Below are 21,605 nucleotides of genomic sequence, written 5' to 3' on the forward strand. Positions count from 1 at the left end.
ATGAGTCTGCGACTTCCTTCGCTTCAGGCACTGCTCGTATTCGAAACATCCGCGCGGTTGTTGAGCTTCACCAAGGCAGCCGGCGAACTCAACGTGACGCCCGTCGCGGTGAGCCGCATGGTGGCGCGGCTTGAAGACGCGCTCGGTTTCAAACTCTTCGAGCGCACGAAGCTAGGGCTAACCCTGACCGATCGCGGTGCAACATTGCAGCACGCCGTCGCCTCCGGCTTCGGGCAGATCGGCGATACCATCGAGGAACTCAAGCGCGATCACGCGCAAGGCGAGATCGTCACGCTATCGCTCGCAAGCGGTTTCGCCGCGTTGTGGCTGCTGCCGCGTTATGCCGATTTCCGCCGTGCGTTTCCCTGCATCAATCTGCGCTTGCAGGTGATGGCAGGACGCCTGTACGGACCGCTCGAAGATGCGGACCTCGGCATACGCCTGCATGGTCCGGGTTCGGACAAGGACCCGCTTTTGCTGTGTCCGGAGATCATCGTTCCTGTCTGTAGTCCGAACTATCTTGCCGAGTCGGGCCAACTCGATGCGCCGAGGAGCGCCGAAGGACACGCCTACATTCATCTCGACGTGACCACGCTCTCATGGGCGGATTTTCATCGGGCGACGGGGCTGTCCGACAGAGGCATCGGCGAAGCGGTGCATCACACGGACCCCGGACTCGCGGTGCAATGCGCGATGCTCGGCCAGGGCGTCGTGCTCGGCTGGCTTCTCGCGATCGCGGCGCCGCTCAACGAGGGCAAGGTGATTCCCGCGTGGGATCGCTATATCGAAACGGGCTGCAATTACGTGCTCGAATATCGATCGTCGACGCCTTCGGAGAGCACGCGCGCGGTGGCGCGATGGCTCATCGACGAGATGAAGAAGGAACTCGACGACGCGCGGCGCGTGCTCGCTCCGTTGAAGGCGGTCCCGAAAAATCGTGTCGAGCCCGCGTCGCCGGTCCCGTCGCCATCATGAGGCCGCAGGCGCCGCGCGATCGCGCTGCCAGCAGCGCAGGCCGAAGAGGGGCACGACGCCATATGCATGATCTAGCATGTCCGACTGCAGACTCTCGTATCGCTCCCAACGTATCTCGTCGATGAACACGCAGATCTCCAGCGCAACGATGGGCATCGCCGACTGCACGTGTCGAATCACGAGCGGCATGTCACGGCGCACGGCCGGATGCTCGCGGAAATATCCGCTGAGATAGAGCCTGTATAAACCGAGATTCGTGCGGCGCTCGCCTTCGGGCAACGCGAGCGGCCGTTCGATGGCTTCGCGCAGACGCGCGAGCAAGGCATCGTCGGGAAAACGGATCGTGTCGGCGTCGAAGTGAATCGCGTGGCGCAGACGTCGCGCGCCGGACGCGATCATGCCGCGCCAGTTCTTCACGCTGTTGGTCAGTAGGAGCTGGCTCGGCAGCATGACGATCGTGTTGTCGAAGTTACGCACCTTGATCGTGTTCAACGCGATATCGACCACGATGCCATCGGCGACATAGCCCGGCACTTCGATCCAGTCGCCGACACGCAGCATGTCGTAAGCCGCGAGCTGAATGCTGGCGACGAAGCCGAGGAGCGAGTCGCGGAAGATGATGATGAGCAGCGCGGTGATGGCCGAAAGCCCGGTGAGCAGATAAAGCGGCGAGCGCTCCAGCACCAGCGACACCACCGCGATCAGCGCGACCAGATACACGACGATGGTCGCGATTTGCAGAAAGCTCTTGATCGGCCGCTCGCTCGCGGAGGGGAAATGGCTGTAGCGCTCGTCGATGCTGTCACGCAACGCGAGCGCCGCGCGCACGAGCGTGTAGACCATGTAACAGGCGGCAAGGATGGCCAATGGCCGCCCGAGCGCGGGGATGATCGGGAACGTGAGGCCGGAGAGCAGCGGCGCCGATGCATAGACGATTGCCGCGGGCACGAGCGGCGCGAGCCGGTGAAACACCCGATGACGCTCCGCCGCGATCAGCCACTTGCGGCCTTCCTTGCGTGCGAGCCGGCTGACGATCAGAAGCATGATTGAGCGCGTCACGTAATAGCAGATCACGCTCGCCAGCAGGATCGCCAGCAGCAGCGCGGCCACCAGCAGAGTCGCGACGAGCCAACTCTCGGTGGCGACGTGGACTTGCCAGTCCGGTCCGACTTCGATACGCAAGGTGTTGCCGAACATGGACGCTCCCGATGTGGGCGAAGCGAGAGGATTATTCAGGCGAATCGGACGTGACGCTTGCTCTGTGTGGTTATTGTAGTAGTGGTGCCGGGATGAAAAGGCACTTCGCAATTTTTGAATTTCCCGCTACAATTCGGTCCCCTTTGCCCAGGTGGCGGAATTGGTAGACGCACTATCTTGAGGGGGTAGCGCCGCGAGGCGTGCGGGTTCGAGTCCCGCCCTGGGCACCAAATCATATTCCGGAAACGCCGGGCCGACCGGCCAGGCTCGGAACCTTTTCGATGGCGGCAGACTGTTTTTGCTTGCCACGCCAGCCCGGATAACGCCATCCGCGCGTCCCTCCCCCAGACTACTCCCGGCCGTTTGCCGCCGCCAGAAGCCTCAGCCCCGCTTCGGATCCTGACCGTAATTGTTGCTGCCCTTCTGGCCGTCTTGCACCAAAAAAACGAGGTTCACGAGAGGCAGAAGCAGCCACCAGCCGCTGCGCCCCGTATCGTGCAGCCGCCGCACGCCTGCTGCGATGCTGGGAAGAACAAAGGCGAGGTTGAGAAGCGTGCTCGGTGCGTCGCCCAGACCCAGCAGCCCTTCGATGAACCCGACGACAAACGTGAAGATGCTCACGAACAACGCGAAGAACCAATACTCCTTGCGTCGCGCGCGACCGCCGAACACGGCGTACTTCTTGAGAGCCGCGACAAACCAGCCAAAACCGCTCTTCTCGAATGATACGTCCTTGACGACCTGCGTCGATAACTGCGGCGCGCCGCAATTGGGACAACTCGGCGCAGTCTGGTGAAGCTGCTTCCCGCAGCCAACGCAACTCATCATGTTCATCTCACTTCTCCCTCGAATTGGCGTCGCCGCCCGTTATTTGAATTGGATTGCCCGCGAGGGATACGCTCCGATCATCGTCCGCCGCGGATAAAACCCCATTGCCTGCCTATTTGCGGAAGGGCTTGTAGAACCGATGCATCGCCTGCTGCAACATCTCGGCATCGCCGGCGCTGTCGCCGTATGCATAGACTTCGAAGTCTGCGAGCGGCTTGCCGAGTAACGCTTCGACGCGATTCACCTTCTCGACCGCGCGGCAATTCAGGCCTTTCATGCGCCCGGTCGCCCGCGCGCCGTCGCATTCGATTTGCGTGCAGAGCAGATCATCGAAGCCGAGCCCCTTTGCGATGTGCTCCAGATAGAGATCGAGCGATGCGCTGACCATGATGAGCCGATGCCCGCGCTCCCGATGCCAGCGAATTCGCTCCAGCGCGCCCGGCCGATACCACTTCGTTACATCGATCGCATGGTCGCGTCCGGCCGATTCGAGGCGCGCCCAATCGGCTCGGGCGAAAAGACGGGCGAGCAGGCGCTCCTTGAACCGGTCTCTCGTCGACAGTCCCGAGCAGACCTGTAGCGCCTGCAGGCCGAGCGAAGCGAACGCGAGGTTCACGCGGGCCTTCCCGAACGCCTTGAACAGGTACGGCGCGAACGTGTCCCGGGTGGTGATGGTGCCGTCGAAGTCGAAGATCGCGAGGGTCTGCGTCGTCATCAGGCTTCGACCATCTGAACGACGGCAAGCCGGCCGCCATCGCCTCTAGCAAGAAGGATCCGCTGGCCTTCCTTGAGCTCGAGCTTTGCGCCGATCGGGATATCGGCGTTGGCTGTCACGTCGCGAAGGCCGGGCAGCCGTTCGTTGACGAGCCACCACTTGTTCTGATGGAACACGAAGTAACCCACGCGTGGCTTCTGATCGTCGCTCAAGCGTTCGTTCGGCACGATGAGACTATTCGCGTGCCAAAGGAACAGCGATTGGTTGGTCCAGACCATCAGGCGATGATTGTCCGGACGATAATTGCCTTCCTTTCGCGACGAGTACAGGTTCAGAATCGGCAGCTTGCCCTTAAAGGGCGTGTTGCAGAAGGGGCATTTCGGCTTCGTCGAATTGTCGAAGACGTACCACTTCTGTTCGCAAGCGGCGTTCTGACATGGCTGAATCAGATCGACGGTCTTGACCAGTGCGCCTTCCCAGTCGCCCGCGGATGGACGCTTCGACGGATCGTGGAGGCCATCCACGAAGGCGGCCTTGAAGCAACTGGCGAGATAAGGTCCGGTGATCGTGTAGGGAAGCTTCTCGGTATCGGCCCAGGGCAATTCGGTGGGCCTCATGTTCTTCACCCGAATGCGGTTGCTCGCATCGGTCGGATGTTCCACGAACAACGCGCGTTCGCCCATGGTGAGCGACTCGTCGCGCTGTTCGTCCTGCGTGTCATGCACCTTGCCGCCAAGTAGCGGATGACGGTATAGCAGGTACATGTAGATCAGCACGGCGAGCGCGTGCTGATCCGTCTCGCGTCGTGGCAGGCTGCGTTTCGGATCGTCTTTCGCGAGGTGCGTGGTCTTGACGACTTCAGGCGCGATGAAGTCCTTCGTGCCGACGACGTCGGGTGGATATTTTCCGGGCACGACGAGACCATCGAGGTCGATCACGCATGCACTGCCTCGCGTGGGATTGACGAGCACGTTCTTATACGAAAGGTCGGAATGTGCAAGGCCCGCCATGTGAAGCCGACGTATCGCCCGCGCCATCAGCACACACATTTTGAGGTGTGTCAGCCAGTCCCCGAGCTCCCGTGGATCGAGGTGGCGGTTCCTCAGATTCGCCGCCGCGAACCACTTCCCTTCCTTTTCCTTGCCCTTTATGGAAAACGCGTCGTCGTTCTTCGAACCGTGTTCGAAATAAAACTGCTTGTCGTAGGCTGGAGCAACTATGCCCAGTTTCCCGTCGTGTTCCAGCACTGACGTCGGCCAGCACAGCAGGTTCTTCCAGTACTCGCCGCCGACATTATTGAAGATGCCTTCACGATACTTGCCGGCAATCATCTGCAAACGATCCTTCGCCTGCGCGTCCTGCTTTCCGCGATAAAAAGCGACTACGTACGACTTATCCGGCGAAAAGTAGACGTCCTTGATAGCGCCCGAGCCGATGATCTTGTCGACGAACTCCACGTCCTTTCCGTCAAGCGTCTTGCATTTGACGACCTTGCTCATTCCCATCCCCACAATGTTTTCTCAGCGCGCCGGCCGCCGCGGCGCGGCATTCCAGGCGATACGGGCATCCTTGCGCGTTTCACCACAGCATGGCGATCGTGCGATCGTCGTGATGTCCCTGTTTGAAGAAGTGCAGCCACTCGGCTAGGGCCCCGGACGGATCTTCCTCCCTCAGCAGAGGTGCGAGTTCTTTCCACAGCGCGTTCCATTTCGAAGGATCGGCAAGTCCGTTGTCGGTTTCGAAGTACGGGTCCGACACACCATCCGTCAACAAGATGACCGACGATATGTTCTGGTGACGTCCGATGCTCACCCGCTTGGCGAATCCATCCGCCAGCGTCGCGCGTTCGAGGAAGCGCGTCTGCCCGGCGAATTCACCGCCATCCGGCGTCCCCATCGGCTTGACGGTACCCGGTGGCGGCGCGTAAGCGACGATGGCACCATCGCCTATCCAGAAGGTGGCCAGAAACGTGTTGTCGCCGTCGCGCCTGATAGCTGCCGCGAGTAACGTGGTCGCGAAACTCCGGACCGACGCGCCGCGCGCGCCCGCTTCGTTCTCGATAGCCTCCACCGCCCGCAACGCCATGCGATGGAAGCTGTAGTAAAACTCCTCGAAGATCGTGTTGATGTTGGCCGGGTTGGCGTCCCAGCCGTCGACGAGCGTACCGACCTTCGTACCGAACTCGCCATCGAGGCCGTCGACCAGAAAGCGGCCAGCGGTTTCAACGGCAATGCGCGATCCTTCGCGCGAAAACTCGGCGCTGCCCGCCCCGTCAGCGACGATGAGCACGGCCCAGCCGTTGTCCTGCGTCGCCGCGACGAAGAAATCGTCGTCGCGGAAGGTGCCGCCGTGTTCGTGCGAGCGGCCTCGCCGGCTCGCCGCGGCTATATCGAAGGAACCCGCGCGGATCAGTTGGTGATCCAGATGCTTCTTCGGATACGGCAGCGAGCTATCCGGCTCCGTCACTTTCCACAGCGAGCGTGGATCGGGATTCGACGTCAGCCGGCATTCGCCAGACCGTACGCTGAGGAATCCCGGGAAACGCCATTGCAAGTTCAGCCCGTACTCGCCGGACAGCGTGGGTACGCCACTGGCCATTTGCGTCGCCGGGTCGAAGCTGAGCCCGAATTTCTCGGGGAACGTGAGATCGACAATTTCCAGCTCCCGTCCCCATGCGTCTCTGCCCTTGATGCGCGCCGCGTACTCCGCGCCGACGTTGCAGTTGGGCAAGACGAAGGTTGGCTGCGAGGCGGAAGTGGGTGTGGGTGTGGGTGCAGCACGAGAGATCGACATTACCGGTGCACTCGTCGCGAAAGACGCATCGCTGGTCGCGCTGTCGTCCGCGCGAGCGACGGGCGATTCGACCGGACGCTGTTCGCCGAGCGGGGAAGCAGTCGTGACTTCGGCGGTCTGGTCGGTCTGTGTCTGCGTCTGTGGCAGTTCGGCGGGCACCCATGGCAACGAGCCGATCTGCACGACGTTATTCGAATCGGTTGCAGGCGAAGCGGGCACAGAAGCAGTGGATTGCGTCGGTGCAAGATCGTTGACAGAGGGAGCGGGAGATGCCGGCGTCGCCTGTTGCAATACGAGGCTCTGCTGCGGCACGACCATGATGTTTTGCGGACGCGCAGTCACGGCATCGGGATAAGACGTCTTGATCAATTCACGCAGATCCCCGACGAACTTACGCAAGAGTTCGAACACGTCATCCGATCCGGCGAACCGCTCGAGCTCGCCGTCCTGAAGTCCAGTTAGCTGAAAGATCTGGTGCTTGCTGTCGTTGCTGAAAAGCCCCTCGACGAGACTCTGCAGAACGGGTCCATAGCTGGCTCTCAGTTCAGCCACGCTCAGCCCTGCTGTTTCTATGCTCATCTGCTCACCCCTGTCCACGCAACACATCGAAACCGCCATCGTCTTCAGACGACGCATACCCGAACACGACATTTTTCGCGCACCACGGACAGCGCGCTTCACCCGGCCCGCCGACGCACAACAATTTTCTGCACGCGCACGCGGCAAAAGCCGTCGCATTGCCGCAATGCGGACAGCTCGGCGAGCCGTACAGCATGGACGTGTTGACTTCGGCCTCGGCGCTTTCCGTGCCGGACCACTGGAAGTAGTCCTCGCCGATCGGATAGCAGCCGCTCAGCCGATATCCCGACACGTCGAACGCAAAGGCACGCGTGTTCACGGCGCCCGATTCCCGGTCGTACTTGACCAGATACGGCGCTCGACTCTTCTGGCAACGCCCAACCAGCGTCACGCAGGCATCGTCGGCGGCGGGCACGGCCTCTTTCACTATCTGCAGAATCTTTTCGTCGAGGATGGGCACGGCGTCGGACTGCACGCCATCGCCGGCGCTCTTGCTGTGCGCCATCACCGACGACGAGACCCACTTCACGAACTTCGAGAAGGCCTCTACTTGCGCGTCATCGAACAGCAGCACGTGCTCGGTTAGTTCCCTGAGCACCGACAAGTCCGCATTCGCGCCGATACCCACCGCGATCAGCGTCGCGCGGTGCGCATAGTCGGCGTTCCAGCGCGAGATCGCGGCCCGGAACCGGTCGGTGGGACGGCCATCGGTGAAGAGATAGACGATCGGTTTCCAATCGCCTTTTCTGTCGGCGGTCGTGCGCACCACCGAGCGGCCCATCTCGTCCATGAGCGCCGTCAGGGCTGCGCCCAACGCCGTGCCGCCGCCCAGCGGAAGCTTCGGCGGATAAAACGACACCACTTCGACGAGCGGCACGATGGTCTTCGCCACGCCGGCGAAGGCAAGCACCGAGACATGCACGGTTTCGAGCGCGTGCGGATCGGTCCGCAGGTTCCGCACGATGGATTGCAGGCCGGACTCCATTTTTGCAATCTTGTCCCCCGCCATGGATTCCGAACAATCCAGAACGAAGAACACGGGTAATCGGCGCATCGAAGCTCTCCTGAATATAAGGGTGTTTTCAATGGCGAATCACGAACGGCCTACGCCCCACGACACGCAGTCGCGAGCGGCATCGGACGTCCGTGGCTGCGATCAGAGAACGAGTTGAACTTCGGGCGGCGGCGGTGGAAGCGATACCTGCCCGGACATTCCAGCGCTGCTCGAACCCGCCGAGACCGAAGCCGACACCCACTGGAAGAAAGCGGAAAACGCAGACGCGTCCATCGTGTCGAGCAGGACGACGCGATCGGTCAGTTCTCGCAGCACGTCCTGTTTCGCCTTAGGCCCCGCCGCGCACGCGATGATCGAACCGAAGTTGCGCGACTTGATCACCGGAACGGCCTGACGGAACGCGTGGAGGTCTGACGGACTGCCATCGGTCATGACGAAGAGCAGAGGCCTCCAGTCGCCCTTGCTCGCGGCGGTCGTCCTCTTCACATCGCGATTGACACGCTCGATCAGCAATTCGAGCGCTGCGCCCATGAATGTGGCGCCAGCGTCGGGAGCCGTGATTTCGCCGAGGCTCACCTGATCCAGCGGCGTGAGCGGCAGATACTCGCGAGCCTCGATGTCGAAGGTGATGATGGAGACGTGAACGCTCTCCAGCGCGAAGGGATCTTGCCGAAGCGCGCCGATCATCGCCTGCATCCCGACATTCACCGAGAGAATGGGCTCGCCGCGCATGGAACCGGACGTGTCGAGAAGGATGTAGACAGGAAGCCGCCTGCTCATGATGTCGCTCGCCGGTTACGCTCAGAGATACTTCTTCAGCCAGGTCACGAACGTGTCGGACTGGTCGGGGCTGCCGATCGCAACGAACTTCCAGCCGTTCGTCTCGCGCTTGAGTTCTGCGAACAGCATGGAGCGGCAGTCGCTGAAAGCCGCGCCGCCCGAGAGGTCGAAGCGCACCATCTCCTTGCTCTTGCCGTCTTCCGCGCGGATATACGCGTTGCGCACCTTGTCGAAGCTCTGCTCGCGCTTCGCGCCTTCATAGATCTGGACGACGAAGACGATCTTTTCGTACACATCGGGCAGATCGTTCAGCTTGACGATGATCTGCTCGTCGTCGCCATTGCCTGAACCCGTGCGATTGTCGCCGGTCAGCCAGATGGTGCCCGTCCTGTGATGCAAGCTGTTGAAAAACACCACATCCCCGCCGACGAGCGTCGGACGGCCTTCCTTCAGTTCGCCCAGATGATGGACCTTGCCGTCTTTCTGGCAAAGGAATGCGATGACATCGAGGTCGTATTCCTCCGCCTTCTTTCCGAACAGACTGCCGAGAAAACCGGTGCTGCTTTCGTTGATATCCCAGCCGAGCCCGATGGTGACCATCGACAGATCGTATTCGTTCTTCTTCAGGCTGACGCCCTGGCCTTTTTTTAGAGTGACTGCCATTTGATGATCCCGTTACAGCACCACGTTGACTTCCGGCGGCGGCGGCGGAAGATCGCCGAGACCGCTGACTTCCTTGCGCTGGTCGACCTTCTGGCTGCCCGTCGACACCGACGCCGACACCCACTTGAAGAACGCCTTGATCGTGCTCGAATCCGCCGTGTCCAGTGCGACGACGACTTCAGTGATCTGCTTGAGGACGGCTGTGTCCGCGCCCTGCCCCGCCGCGCACGCGACGATCACGCCCGTGCGAACCTTGCGCAGCTTGTCCAGACCGCGCGCCCAGTCATCGGTCGGAACGCCGTCGGTCATGATGAAGACGAGCGGCTTCCAGTCGCCCTTGACTTCGGCGGTGGTCTTGTTCACTTCCGCATCGATACGGACGGCCAGCAACGCGAGCGCGTCGCCCAGCGCGGTCGTCCCGCTTGCCGCGAGGTTAGGCGTCTGGAAAGCGGACAACTCGGTCAGCGGTACGGCCTGGCGCGCCGAGCTATCGAAGGTGATCACCGAAAGATGCGCCGTTTCGAGCGCGTACGGATCCTGGCGCAGCGTCGAGACCAGAATCTGCACGCCGTTCTTGAGGGCCTCGATGGGCTCGCCGCTCATGGAACCCGACGTGTCCAGCAGCAAATAGACAGGGAGTCTTCTCATATCTTCCTAGTATTCTTTGATCTTTTGCCGGCGATTGCGATTACGCGACCTGCACGCCGAACTGCCCGCACAGCGCTTCGAGACCGCCCGCGTAGCCCTGGCCGATGGCCTTGAATTTCCATTCGTCGTTGTAGCGATACACCTCGCCGAAGATCATCGCGGTTTCGGTGCTGTAGTCTTCCGACAGATCGAAGCGGGCGATTTCGACGTCGTTATCGAGATTCACGATGCGCATGAATGCGCCCGACACCTGGCCGAAGTTCTGACGGCGCGCCTCGGCTTCGTCGATGGTCACGCACACGACGATGCGCTTCACGTGATTCGGGACGAGCGTGAGGTCGATCTGCAGCGCTTCGTCGTCGCCCGCGCCCGCGCCGGTGCGGTCATCGCCGGTGTGCTCGACGGACCCGCAATGCGAGCTCAGCTGGTTGTAGAAGATGAAGTCTTCATCGCTGCGCACTTTGCCGCTTTCGGCGACCATGAATGCGCTGGCGTCGAGATCGTAGTCGTCGCCGTCCGTCACGCGGGCTTCCCAGCCAAGACCGACGAGAATGCGCGACAGCGAAGGCGCGGACTTCGACAGCGAGATGTTCCCGCCTTTGGATAAAGAAACTGCCATGACTCTTCCTTGCGACAAAAACGAGGAGGTTGAAGGGTGAGCGCGTCAGTTCGCTTCGGCGTTCGGACGTGAGTTGTTCTTACGGTGAATCAGCGACGACGCCATGGCCGCCACGATAAACGCCACGCCGATAAAACCGGTCACCACTTCGCTGACGTGCCAGACGATGCTGCCGAGCATGATGAGCGCGAGCGCGCCGATCGCGTAGTGCGCGCCGTGCTCGAGGAACACGTATTCATCGAGCGTGCCTTTCTCGACCAGATAGACAGTCAGCGAACGCACGAACATGGCGCCGACCGCGAGACCGAGCATGATGATCACCACATCGCGAGTGATGGCGAACGCGCCGATCACACCGTCGAACGAGAACGATGCATCGAGCACTTCGAGGTAGAGGAAACCCATGACGCCCGAACGCTTCGCGACGCGGCCTGCGGCGTCGGCCTGTTCGTCGTCTTCGAAAAAGACACCGAGGCTATCGACGAGCGCATACAGGAAGATGCCGCCGACGCCGCCGACCATGACGGAGATGCGCGACGCCGTATCGAGGGGAAAGAACGCTTGGATCAGCAGGAGGATGGCGAGCGCGAAGATGGTGCCCGTGGAGCCGAGCTTGCCAAGACCAGCGAGCTTCGCTTCCATCGCACCGAGCCAGTGAAGTTCTTTCTCGTCATCGAAAAGAAACGACGCGAAGACCAGAAAGAGAAAGATGCCGCCGAACGCCGCGATGCCGGTGTGAGCGCTCGCGAGATAGGCGGAGTACTGATCGGGCGCCTGCAGCGCCATTTGCGCGACGCTGAGCAGGCCCTGACCGGTTGCCACGGCGACGACGAGAATCGGGAACAGCAGGCGCATGCCGAACACCGCGACGAGAATGCCGACGGTCAGAAATAGCTGGCGCCACTTCGGGTCCATATCCTTCAGGATCGACGCATTGACCACTGCGTTGTCGAACGACAGGCTGATCTCCATCACGCCCAGCAACAACACCAGCGCGACGGCTGCAATGCCATTGCCTGTCGATGACTCTCCCCATAGGAAGCCTGAGATGAGGCAAATTAGAGTGAAGAGGATCGAATAACGAAAGTAACGCATTGGGAATACCTTGGATGTTTTTTTATGAGCCTACGAGTTGTCTCGTTGGCTACTTCTTATTTATGCGATTCGGTTCGCATAACTATGCATTATCTGCACGTGCACTCAAATTCTGCTCTGGGCATCAGATGAAGCGGCTTTACTATGCGCAGCGAACTAAGGAAATTTGTGACATTAACGCGCCGATATTGTTCGATGACTTGGCTTGGCGAGTTTATCTTTTAGCTATACTGAACACCTATACGCCATCATTTTAAGCGGATGGTTACATATAGAAAAGAGTTTGTAAATTGCACTTCCGCACGGGAACCCGAACGTTGGATCGATGCAACTAGCGACCATCTTTGACACTATCGAATTTCAGATCGTTTATAAGAAGTACTGAAAACGTTCGTATTCGCGCTATCTGGTTGGGATTTCAACCGTTTTCGCCAGCAGCAGCTACCAATATCCTCCCTCATACACAGAAAGAGAGGAAGAAGTTGATCCAAGAAATTCGGCTGACGAACCGGTCACTGACGCTGCGTCGGGGGCGCGACGTTCATTTCACCAACAGGGCCGAAGAGCAGCGCGCCGAAAAAAGCGGTCGAGAGTTTCTCGCTGGCTCGTTCGAATGGATGCGCGATCAGGCGTTCATGTCGAAGGTGAAAGAACTTCTGAGCATTGACGAGTCCAACCCCTCGAATGTGCGCTGGAGAGTGCAACGCGCCTTCGAACTGGGCGAAGTCGTGGCGATTCCGGATCCGTCGAGCAATGGGCTACATGGCGAACGCGACGACGATGCACCTAGGCCGCGCGTAGCCACCTTCACACCGTCGCAGCTCTTCAAGGGCGCCCCGCGCATGGCACGCACTGGCTCATACTATGACCGCCCGGTTCAACCACGACTCTTCGCTGACGATTGCATGGCGGCTTGGCTCGCAAAGCCCGGCGACTTGCTACCCGACGGCGGTAGCGGCGCGATACTGAAGAGCTTCGGTGACTCCGACCAGGGCGGCTCTTTGCTTGATGAAGCGCAGCCGTTCGACTATCAGCCCGATATACCGGATGGTGATTCAGAAGAACTGGCTGGGACAACGAACGAGCGATACGCGGCGAAAATGCTGGGCTATGACAGCTCTACTTTCCGCGAAATGATTCACAGATTCAAGAGGATCAACGGCGTCGGGCCAAAGGACGACCTTGAATTCGAAACGAACGGCGACGTGTCGCTCGATGGCGAATACATCGACAACTTCCACGACTATGGCAATTAACCGGGGCGACTATGACTAATCACGCGCTTGCGTCTGCGAGTTTCACGATTACAGGCGATCGCGTCACGCCGGATTGGTGGACACAGTACTTCGGCATACAGCCAGATGTGGCAGTAACAAAGGGAGAGCCGCTCAAGGACCGGACAGGACAAGGCCGCACGTTCGCACGGCGAACCGGGGTGTGGGGCATTGACAGCGAAAAGGCCGTTCGAAGCGATCAGTTGGCGCCCCATCTGCGTTATCTGGTCCGGGTTCTGAAACTGCCGCGATCTGATCTGAAAGCGCATATCGAAAGCGCCGGAGCAAAGGTGCGCTTTTTCTGCTATTGGGTGAACGAGGCAGGGGACCGCGTGCCCGATGTGCCCGACGATATCCGCACCATGATGGAGTCGCTGGGCGGAACCGTCGAGATTGACGAGTATCGGTAGGAAGAGCCTCGATTTCAGCGGCCGCCGTCGCGCAGGTCGTCTGCGTGTCGAATCGAGCGCGCGCTTCGATCTTCGATGCCAATCACACCTTCCGACGCGCACCACTCCCATCCCCAACTTCCATCTTCTTCCTCTCCCCCCGCCCCGAACGCGCCTTATGCATCTCCGGCGGCGCAGTCAACCCCGCCACCGCCGCTCCCGACTGCATCAAAAATTCCCTGAACGCATTGGCGACCTGAGGCAGACGCCGCTCCGACATATGCACCACATGCCACGCCCGCTCGATCGGCGTCGATGGCACGGGAAGCGTCGCGAGCAAGCCCGCCTGCATCTCCAGCGCGCACGCGTGCAGCGAAAGAAACGCGACGCCCAATCCCGCTTCGACGAGCTGCTTGATCGCTTCGTTGCTCGATAGCTCCGACGCCGCATGCAGCTTCAACCCCGCCTCCTTGAAAAGCCCCTCGATCGCGACGCGCGTGCCCGAGCCACGCTCCCTCACGAGCAGATTCGCCGATTCGAGATCGGGCAGGCTCAGGCGCTTCGCATGCATGAGCGGATGCGACGGCGCGGCGACGAACGCCATCGGATGCTTCGCGAATGCCGCCGCGTTCGTGCGCAATTCGCGCGGCTGCCGTCCCATGATCGCGAGATCGATTTCATTCGTCGCGAGCATGCGCACGATGTCATCGCGATTACCGATGCGGAACTGCAGCTTCACGCCGGGCCGTTCTTTCGTGAAGCGCACGAGCAACGGCGGCACGAGATACTCCGCCGTCGTGATCGCGCCGATGCGCAACGTGCCGCCCAGCTCGCCGCGCAGCGCCGCCACTTCCTCGCCCGCCTCGTTCCACAGACTCAGAATCTCGTTCGCATAACGCGCCATCACCTCGCCCGCGGCCGTGAGTTGCACTTCACGCCCCACTCTGCGCAAAAGCGGCGTGCCCGCCGCCTCGCCCAGCAGCGAAATTTGCAGCGATACCGCGGGCTGCGTGAGATGCAGCTCGTCGGCGGCGCCCGAGATGCTGCCCACGCGCGCAACGGTCTGCAGCGTGCGCAATTGCCGGAAGGTCGTCGTCTTTAACATTAGTAAAAACTTATGGGTCGGTGATAAATACTAAATAGCGCAAATTTTTTCGCGACCTTATATTTTTTCCAACGAGGTCGTCAAGCATCCAACAGCACTCCGGGAGATCCATGATGTTGAATCCTTATGCGCAACACCAGGTCGATTCGCCCCATCGCATCGTTATCGTGGGCGGCGGCGCCGCAGGGCTCGAGCTCGCGACGCGTCTCGGCAATGGCGTCGGCAAGCGCCGCCGCGCCGAAGTGATCCTCATCGACCGTTTCCCGACGCACTTCTGGAAGCCGCTCCTGCACGAAGTCGCTTCAGGCCAGATCGATGCGTCGAGCCATCAGATCGATTACGCCGCGCACGCGAAGTGGAATCACTTCCGCTTCGAGCAGGGCGCGCTCGCGAGCATCGATCGTGGCCGCCGCGAGATCGTCATCGACGAGACGACCGATATCGACGGACGTCCGCTCCTGCCGAAAAGAACGCTCGCATTCGATACGCTCGTGCTCGCGCTCGGCAGCGTGACCAATTTCTTCTCGATTCCCGGCGCGGAACAGCACGCGTTGACGCTGGAGACGGTGGAGCAGGCGGAGACGTTCAGGCGGCGTCTGCTGTCGAGCCTGCTGCGTTCGAGTCACGCACGGCAAGCAACGCCCGGCGCGGCCGCGACGCCCGTTTCCGTAACCGTGATCGGCGGTGGCGCGACCGGCGTCGAACTGGCCGCCGCGCTGCGCGGATCGGCGGAAATGCTGCGCGACTATCACCTCGCGTCGCTCGATCCGGCCAGCGATATCCGGATTCGTCTGCTGGAAGGGGCGCCGCGCGTGCTGCCCGCGCTGCCCGAGCGCATCTCGACGCGCGCTCAGGACGTGCTCGCCGGACTCGGCGTCGAGGTTCGGCTCGGCTGCCGGGTGCGCGCGGTGGACGCGAATGCCGTATCGACCGTGGATGGCGAAACGCTCGCCAGCGACATCACGATCTGGGCCGCGGGCGTGGAAGGGCCGCCCGTGTTGCGCACGCTCGACGGTTTGCCGCTGAACCGGCTCGGACAGGTCATCGTCGATGGAACGCTGCAGATCGAACCGGGTTCGGGCATCTACGCGATGGGCGACTGCGCCGCGTGCGCCGCATCGAAAGGGGAAGCGCTCGTGCCGCCGCGCGCGCAGGCCGCGTGGCAGCAGGCCGTCTATCTCGCCGATGCCCTCGCGCGCCGTCTCGACGATCGCGCCGTGCCGCTCTTCTCATATCGCGATCAGGGCACGCTCATTTCGTTCGGACGCGCGGGGGCGGCGGGCGCGCTGATGAGCGAACTGCTGCGGCAGCCGCTTTTCATCGACGGATGGTTCGCGGCCTCGTGCTACCGGCATCTGTATCGCCGGCACATCATGGGCCTCACGGGCGTCAAGCGAGCGGTGATGTACGCCGCGAGCCAATGGCTTCGCGAACGCGTGCGGCCGACGGTGAAGGTGAACTGACGCAGCGACGCGGATGCTTAGCGCATCGCCATTGCCTCGGCGGGCTGCGCGTGGCCCGATACGAGGCATTGCGATCTGAAAGCGTCGCGCTGGCTGCTCGCGGCGGCATGACTGAAACCCTTGCCCAGCGCATCGAATTCGACTTGCGCGGCGCTCTGGGCGCACGAGGCCGCGCCGATATCGCGGCCCTGCGCGTGGAGCATCGCGCGATCGGCGACGAGATATGCGACGAGCGCGAACACGACGGCCCTGAAAGCTTTTTTCATGCTTGTCTCCTTGCGTTCTAGGCTAAGGGCCAGCCGGCTCCGGGCAAATCAGGGCAACCCCGAACCGAACGTATGATTTATTCGATGCGACGGCCGCACGACCTGTCACCGGTAAAAATGTCAACGCCATCCGACGCAATGAATTTGATACGCCGCAATTCCCCAAAATCTTTTCTTTTCGGTTATGCTCGTTAACCCTTAGGAATACGCCCCAGCGTATTCGGGTTGCGCTTCCGGATCCAAACCTCCGCGCATCTCGTCCTGCCTTACATTCCACTGTCACCGCGCGTTTCCAGCGAGCACGTTCGTCGCGTGCTGGCCGTGCTTTGCGCCTGATTCAAGCCAAGCTTATGCATCTGCCGTCCGTTCTCAGCTTTCTCATCTGGATTCCCGTGGTGTCGGGCATCTTCGTGCTGACCTTCAGCGCGTCGGCCACGCTCTCGCGCGCCGCCGCGCTGTTCGGCGCGATCCTCGGCCTGCTGCCGGTCGTGCCGCTGCTGTCGCGTTTCGATGCGTCGTCGAGCGCGATGCAGTTCGTCGAGCGCGTCGAGTGGCTGCCGCAGTTCGGCATCTCGTACCATCTGGGCGTCGACGGCATTTCGCTGTGGTTCACGGTGCTCACGGCGGTGACGACGCTCATCATCTTCATCGCGTCGTGGCAGTCGGTCACGAAGCAGGTCGCGCAGTACTACGGCGCCTTTCTCGTGCTCTCGGGCTGCATGCAGGGCGTGTTCGCGTCGCTCGACGGCATGCTGTTCTTCGTGTTCTTCGAGGCGTCGCTGATTCCGCTGTATCTGCTGATCGGCACATGGGGCGGCGAGCGGCGCGTGTATGCGGCCATCCGCTTCTTCTTTTTCTCGCTGCTCGGCTCGCTCGCGATGCTGGCCGCGCTGATCTATCTCTGGACGCAGGCGCATACCTTCGATATCGACGCATGGCGTCATCTGAAGCTCGGCTTCACGCCGCAGATCGTCGTCTTCGTCTGTTTCCTCGCGGCTTTCTCGGTCAAGGTGCCGATGTTCCCGGTTCACACGTGGCTCCCCGACGTGAACTCGGAAGGCCCGACGGGCGCGGCGGTGCTGCTCGGCATGCTCAAGATCGGCGGCTACGGCATGTTGCGCTATGTATTGCCGATCGTGCCCGACGCCTCCCACTTCTTCGCCCCGGCGATGATCGCGCTGTCGCTCGTCGCCGTGATCTACGGCAGCCTCGTCGCGCTCGCACAGACGGACATGCGCAAGCTGCTCGCCTACTCAGCGGTCGCGCACATGGGTCTCGTGACGCTCGGCCTCTTCACCTTCGACCGCATGGGCACCGAAGGCGCGGTCGTGCAGATGCTGTCGTACGGCATCGTGTCCGGCGCGATGCTGCTGTGCACGGGCGTGCTCGTCGAGCGCACGAAAAACGGTTCGATCGATGCCTACGGCGGCGTCGCCAACACGATGCCCCGCTTCGCCGTCTGCGCGATGCTGTTCTCGATGGCCAATGTCGGCCTGCCCGGCACGTCGTGTTTCGTCGGCGAATTTCTGGTGCTGATGGGCGCCATCCGGCTGAACTTCTGGATCGGCGCGGCGGCGGCATCGTCGCTGATCCTGAGCGCGGCCTACACGCTGTGGATGGTCAAGCGCGTGATCTTCGGTGCGGTGAAGAACGAGCGTGTGGCCGGCCTGCGCGATCTCGGCAAACGCGAACTCGCGCTGTTCGGCGCGATGGCCGTGCTGGTGCTCGGGATCGGCGTACATCCGAAGACGTTCACGGACGCGATGGGTCCGTCCGTCGAGAACTTGATGTCGGCGGTGCAGGGCTCCACATTGCCCGACGATGCCAGCGCGCCTTCGTACAACGCGCGTCGTGAAGCGGTATCGGAACGCACGCCGGGCTGACGCCGTCAACCGGGCGCGGCATGCCGATGCACGAGCGGCAGCCGCACCTGGAACGTGGTCCCGCCTTCGTTCGCGACCACGGTGAGCCTGCCGTCATGCCGATGTACCACGGTCCGGTACGCGATGTGCAATCCAAGGCCGTTGCCCTTTCCGGGAGGCTTGGTCGTGAAAAACGGCTCGAAGAGCCGGGGCATGACATCCTCCGCGATGCCGGGTCCGGTATCCGAGATTTCGATCACCGCGCAGTTGCCTTCCCGATGCGAGCGGATCGTGAGTTCGCCGCTTTCGTCCATCGCATCGACGGCGTTGTCGATCAGATTGGTCCACACCTGATTCAGCTCGCTGCCGTACACCGGCACGGGCGGCAGCGCGCGATCGTAGTCGCGCGTGACGGTGACGCCATGCTTCAGACGATGCTGCATGATGGTCAACGTATCCTCGATCCCGTTGTGGATATCGACCACCTGCAACGGCGCCTGATCCATGTAGGAGTACGACTTCATCGCCTTCACGATTTCCGAGATGCGCCCCGCGCCGAGCCAGGTCTGCTCGGACAGAAAGCGCATTTCGAACGTCGCGGCGAGCCAGCCGATAGCCGCGCCGAATTGCTCGCGGCTCACGCGTGACGCAACGGCATCGAGTTCGTCCGGCGCGAAGCCGGCCGCCACGAGCCGCGGCGCGATCAGCCAGGGCTTCTCCAGTCCGTGCGACGAGAGCCACTGCGCGAAATGGTCTTCGGCTTCGCTTTGCCGCAATGCGCCCTGAGGCGTGGCATCGACGGCGGGCGGCGCGCGGCTCGCCCATTCATCGAGCGTATCCATGATGCCGGCGGGCAGCGCGCTGAGGACGAGCGCGCGTGTCGCCCGGTGCAGGCTGTCGAGCGCATCGCGCATGCCGTCCGCCGCGCGCGCCACGGCCGCCGCCGGATTGTTCAGCTCGTGCGCCAGCCCCGCCGACAGCCGGCCGAGCGCGGCAAGCTTCTCGCCGCTGAGAATGAACATGTCGTAGGCGCTGATGCGGCCGTACATCGACCGGAAAATCTGGCTGCTGAAGGACTCGCATTCGTTCATCAGCGTGCGCACGACGCTCTCTGTCAGCGAGACGAGATAGCAGTCGGTGCTTGCGGTGAAGGTCAGTGGCAGCGGCATCTGCGCGAGCAGCGACGCCTCCGCGATCGAAACCGGCGCGGCACGCGTGTCGTCGATCACCTGCCGGCCCGCGACACGCTTTTCCGTCAGCAGCTCGCCTTCGAGCAGGACGAAATGATGCGTGACCGTCTGCCCTTCGCGCATCAGAATCTCGCCGCGCTTCAGATGAAGCTCGCTCAGATTCGCGAGCAGCCATTGCTTGCGCCCGGCGGAGAGCCCGGCGAAGAGCGGCATATCGAAGAGCATCGATGGATCGCTCATGGATTCGCGAGATATTGATGAATGAAGTGCACGGCGATCGAGCCTTCGCCCACCGCGGCCGCGACGCGCTTGACGGAATCGGCGCGCACGTCGCCCGCCGCGAAGATGCCGGGCACGCTCGTTTCGAGCAGGAACGGATCGCGGCCGGGCTGCCATCCGGCGGGCGCGCGGCCGCCTTTGACGAGCGCGCGGCCCGTCAGCAGAAAACCGTGTTCGTCGCGTTCGACGACGCCGCGCAGCCATTCCGTGCACGGCGCCGCACCGATGAACACGAAGAGGCCGCTCGCCGGGACCGTTTCCGAACGCCCGGTCTGCACGTCGTGCAACGTGATCTCCGCGAGGTGGCCGTCGCCGCTCACGCTCTCGACTTCGGTATGCGGCCGCACGCGAATCGTCTCGGTCTCGTGAATCTGTTCGACGAGATAATGCGACATGCCCACGCTCAGCGATGGTCCGCGACAGAGAATCGTCACCGAGCGCGCGTACTTCGACAGGAACATCGCGCCCTGACCCGCCGAATTCGCGCCGCCCACGATGTAGAGATCCTGATTCGAGCAGGCGACCGCTTCGACCAGCGCCGCGCCGTAATACACGCCGGCGCCGGTGAGTTCCTGCACGCCGCGTGCTTCGAGCTTGCGGTATGACACGCCGCTCGCGACCATCAGCGCGAGACAGCTCACTTCCGATCCATCGGAGAGCCGGACGAACTTGTACGGCGGCTCGATGCGCAGCCCTACCGCGTGCTGCGTGAGGATCATCTCCGCGCCGAAGCGCCGCGCCTGTGCGAGCGCGCGCCGCGACAGGTCCGCGCCGCTCACGCCCGATGGAAAGCCGAGATAGTTGTCGATGTGCGAGCTCGTGCCCGCCTGCCCGCCGGGCGCATCGCATTCGATGATCGCGACATGCAGCCCTTCCGATGCGCCGTACACGGCCGCCGCCAGTCCCGCCGGCCCGCCGCCGACGATGACGAGGTCATAGAACGGCGTCGTCGAGCGCGTATGCAGTCCGACTTTCTCGGCGATCTGCGCGATCGTCGGGCGGCTCGTGACGGTGCCGTCCTCGAACACGACCACGGGCAACTGACGCTGACCGGGAGCGAGCGCGTTCAGGAGCGGATCGGCCTCGGCGTGCCGTTCGACGTCGAACCAGCGAAACGGAATGTGATTACGCGCCATGAAGTCGCGCAACTGATGCCCTTGCGGCGACCAGCGATGATCGAGAATCCTGATGCCCTGAAACGCCGAGCGCGAGGACGCGTGCCAGTCGGCGAGCAGATCGTCGAGCGCGGGATAAAAATTCTGCTCGGGCGGATGCCAGGGCTTGAGCAGATACTGATCGAGATGCACCGTGTTGATCGCGCGGATGGCGGCATCGGTGTCGGCGTAAGCGGTCAGCAGCACGCGCTTCGCTTCGGGAAACAGTTCGATGGCCTGTTCGAGGAACTCGATGCCGCTCATCTTCGGCATGCGCTGATCCGCGATGAACAGCGCCACGGAACGATTCTGCAGCCGCAAATGCTGCGCCGCTTCCAATGCCGCCGGACCCGAATTCATGCGCACGATCTGATAGTGCTCGCCATAGGCGACCTGCAGATCGCGCGCGACCGCGCCGGCCACGATCGGGTCGTCGTCCACGGCGAGTATCACGGGCTTGTCCATGATGGTTCGTGCGCCCATGCGTGCGGCGCGGCTTCCGTTGCAGACATTGTAGACGCTGCGGTGAGGAGCACCCGTAACGCGAAGCCACGTCCCCAATCACGCCGAAAGGCTTATGATAAGCACCTGCCGCCGTCCGCATCCACGCCCGCAAAACGTGGAAACGCGCCGCACTCGGCAAGGATCGAGAAGCACGCTAACATCTGATCATACGCGGACCGCACGCCCGCCTTGCATCGCCTGCTCCACCCGAA

At 62.1% G+C, this 21,605-nt stretch carries 20 protein-coding genes and 1 tRNA gene; 6 read left to right on the forward strand and 15 right to left on the reverse strand.

Translation table 11 applies throughout. The features are described 5' to 3' along the window. Window positions 1–975: a LysR family transcriptional regulator gene (locus QCE73_RS17975; RefSeq protein ID WP_309882733.1), complete on the forward strand. Its 975-nt coding sequence runs from the start codon at window positions 1–3 to the stop codon at window positions 973–975. Here the strand turns inward: QCE73_RS17975 and QCE73_RS17980 are convergent. After that, entirely contained in the window at window positions 970–2,172 is a 1,203-nt protein-coding gene (locus tag QCE73_RS17980) for a mechanosensitive ion channel family protein (protein ID WP_035503874.1), read from the reverse strand. The two genes, QCE73_RS17975 and QCE73_RS17980, sit on opposite strands and share 6 nt — an antisense overlap. 145 nt (window positions 2,173–2,317) lie before the next feature. Here QCE73_RS17980 and QCE73_RS17985 point away from each other — a divergent pair. Further along, a tRNA-Leu gene (locus QCE73_RS17985) sits at window positions 2,318–2,402 on the forward strand. A 151-nt stretch (window positions 2,403–2,553) separates the two neighbouring features. On the opposite strand, the gene QCE73_RS39430 is transcribed toward QCE73_RS17985, so the two are convergent. The 10 genes from QCE73_RS39430 to QCE73_RS18035 all read right to left on the reverse strand — a co-directional run bounded on the left by QCE73_RS39430 (window position 2,554) and on the right by QCE73_RS18035 (window position 11,907). Beyond that, entirely contained in the window at window positions 2,554–3,006 is a 453-nt protein-coding gene (locus QCE73_RS39430; protein WP_404989783.1) for a DUF805 domain-containing protein, read from the reverse strand. Window positions 3,007–3,112: 106 nt separating this feature from the next. Continuing rightward, the gene (locus QCE73_RS17995; RefSeq protein ID WP_309882734.1) at window positions 3,113–3,715 is read right to left on the reverse strand and encodes an HAD-IB family hydrolase; all 603 of its coding nucleotides are present in this window, start codon (window positions 3,713–3,715) and stop codon (window positions 3,113–3,115) included. Further along, the gene (locus QCE73_RS18000) at window positions 3,715–5,214 is read right to left on the reverse strand and encodes a protein kinase domain-containing protein (RefSeq protein WP_309882735.1); all 1,500 of its coding nucleotides are present in this window, start codon (window positions 5,212–5,214) and stop codon (window positions 3,715–3,717) included. Before QCE73_RS18000 ends, QCE73_RS17995 begins: the two co-directional genes overlap by 1 nt. Before the next feature lie 79 nt (window positions 5,215–5,293). Further along, window positions 5,294–7,144 (reverse strand): protein phosphatase 2C domain-containing protein, encoded by a 1,851-nt coding sequence (locus QCE73_RS18005; protein ID WP_309882737.1) that lies wholly within the window; start codon window positions 7,142–7,144, stop codon window positions 5,294–5,296. Next, the gene (locus tag QCE73_RS18010) at window positions 7,092–8,141 is read right to left on the reverse strand and encodes a TerY-C metal binding domain-containing protein (protein WP_309882738.1); all 1,050 of its coding nucleotides are present in this window, start codon (window positions 8,139–8,141) and stop codon (window positions 7,092–7,094) included. The genes QCE73_RS18005 and QCE73_RS18010 overlap by 53 nt, the downstream gene beginning before the upstream one ends. A gap of 102 nt (window positions 8,142–8,243) precedes the next feature. After that, window positions 8,244–8,882: a VWA domain-containing protein gene (locus QCE73_RS18015; protein ID WP_309882740.1), complete on the reverse strand. Its 639-nt coding sequence runs from the start codon at window positions 8,880–8,882 to the stop codon at window positions 8,244–8,246. Window positions 8,883–8,903: 21 nt separating this feature from the next. Beyond that, the gene (locus QCE73_RS18020; RefSeq protein WP_309882742.1) at window positions 8,904–9,545 is read right to left on the reverse strand and encodes a TerD family protein; all 642 of its coding nucleotides are present in this window, start codon (window positions 9,543–9,545) and stop codon (window positions 8,904–8,906) included. A 12-nt stretch (window positions 9,546–9,557) separates the two neighbouring features. Beyond that, window positions 9,558–10,193: a VWA domain-containing protein gene (locus QCE73_RS18025; RefSeq protein WP_309882743.1), complete on the reverse strand. Its 636-nt coding sequence runs from the start codon at window positions 10,191–10,193 to the stop codon at window positions 9,558–9,560. Window positions 10,194–10,233: 40 nt separating this feature from the next. Then, window positions 10,234–10,812 carry a TerD family protein gene (locus QCE73_RS18030; RefSeq protein WP_309882745.1) on the reverse strand — a complete coding sequence of 193 codons (579 nt, stop codon included), beginning with the start codon at window positions 10,810–10,812 and terminating at the stop codon, window positions 10,234–10,236. Window positions 10,813–10,857: 45 nt separating this feature from the next. Continuing rightward, window positions 10,858–11,907 carry a DUF475 domain-containing protein gene (locus QCE73_RS18035; RefSeq protein ID WP_309882747.1) on the reverse strand — a complete coding sequence of 350 codons (1,050 nt, stop codon included), beginning with the start codon at window positions 11,905–11,907 and terminating at the stop codon, window positions 10,858–10,860. A gap of 482 nt (window positions 11,908–12,389) precedes the next feature. Between QCE73_RS18035 and QCE73_RS18040 the strand changes: the two genes are divergently transcribed. Then, window positions 12,390–13,163, forward strand: a complete 774-nt coding sequence (locus QCE73_RS18040; protein ID WP_309882748.1) for a hypothetical protein — start codon at window positions 12,390–12,392, stop codon at window positions 13,161–13,163. Between the two features lie 11 nt (window positions 13,164–13,174). Continuing rightward, window positions 13,175–13,591 (forward strand): DUF4279 domain-containing protein, encoded by a 417-nt coding sequence (locus QCE73_RS18045; protein ID WP_309882750.1) that lies wholly within the window; start codon window positions 13,175–13,177, stop codon window positions 13,589–13,591. Window positions 13,592–13,673: 82 nt separating this feature from the next. Here the strand turns inward: QCE73_RS18045 and QCE73_RS18050 are convergent, their stop codons facing one another. Next, window positions 13,674–14,675: a LysR family transcriptional regulator gene (locus QCE73_RS18050; RefSeq protein WP_309882752.1), complete on the reverse strand. Its 1,002-nt coding sequence runs from the start codon at window positions 14,673–14,675 to the stop codon at window positions 13,674–13,676. 110 nt (window positions 14,676–14,785) lie between these two features. Here QCE73_RS18050 and QCE73_RS18055 point away from each other — a divergent pair, with 110 nt between their 5' ends. Then, window positions 14,786–16,138, forward strand: coding sequence for an NAD(P)/FAD-dependent oxidoreductase (locus QCE73_RS18055; RefSeq protein WP_309882754.1), 1,353 nt, complete (start codon window positions 14,786–14,788; stop codon window positions 16,136–16,138). 17 nt (window positions 16,139–16,155) lie between these two features. Here QCE73_RS18055 and QCE73_RS18060 read toward each other — a convergent pair whose 3' ends face one another. Further along, window positions 16,156–16,404, reverse strand: coding sequence for an adhesin (locus QCE73_RS18060; RefSeq protein WP_309882755.1), 249 nt, complete (start codon window positions 16,402–16,404; stop codon window positions 16,156–16,158). A gap of 350 nt (window positions 16,405–16,754) precedes the next feature. Between QCE73_RS18060 and QCE73_RS18065 the strand changes: the two genes are divergently transcribed. Further along, entirely contained in the window at window positions 16,755–18,287 is a 1,533-nt protein-coding gene (locus QCE73_RS18065; protein WP_309882756.1) for an NADH-quinone oxidoreductase subunit M, read from the forward strand. Window positions 18,288–18,292: 5 nt separating this feature from the next. On the opposite strand, the gene QCE73_RS18070 is transcribed toward QCE73_RS18065, so the two are convergent. Together QCE73_RS18070 and QCE73_RS18075 are read right to left on the reverse strand one after the other, a co-directional pair. Next, complete coding sequence (locus tag QCE73_RS18070; protein WP_309882758.1) at window positions 18,293–19,696, reverse strand: ATP-binding protein; 1,404 nt, start codon at window positions 19,694–19,696, stop codon at window positions 18,293–18,295. Continuing rightward, entirely contained in the window at window positions 19,693–21,354 is a 1,662-nt protein-coding gene (locus tag QCE73_RS18075) for an FAD-dependent oxidoreductase (protein WP_309882760.1), read from the reverse strand. Before QCE73_RS18075 ends, QCE73_RS18070 begins: the two co-directional genes overlap by 4 nt. Window positions 21,355–21,605: the final 251 nt, after the last annotated feature.

Source organism: Caballeronia sp. LZ029 (assembly GCF_031451275.1).
GTDB lineage: Bacteria > Pseudomonadota > Gammaproteobacteria > Burkholderiales > Burkholderiaceae > Caballeronia > Caballeronia jiangsuensis.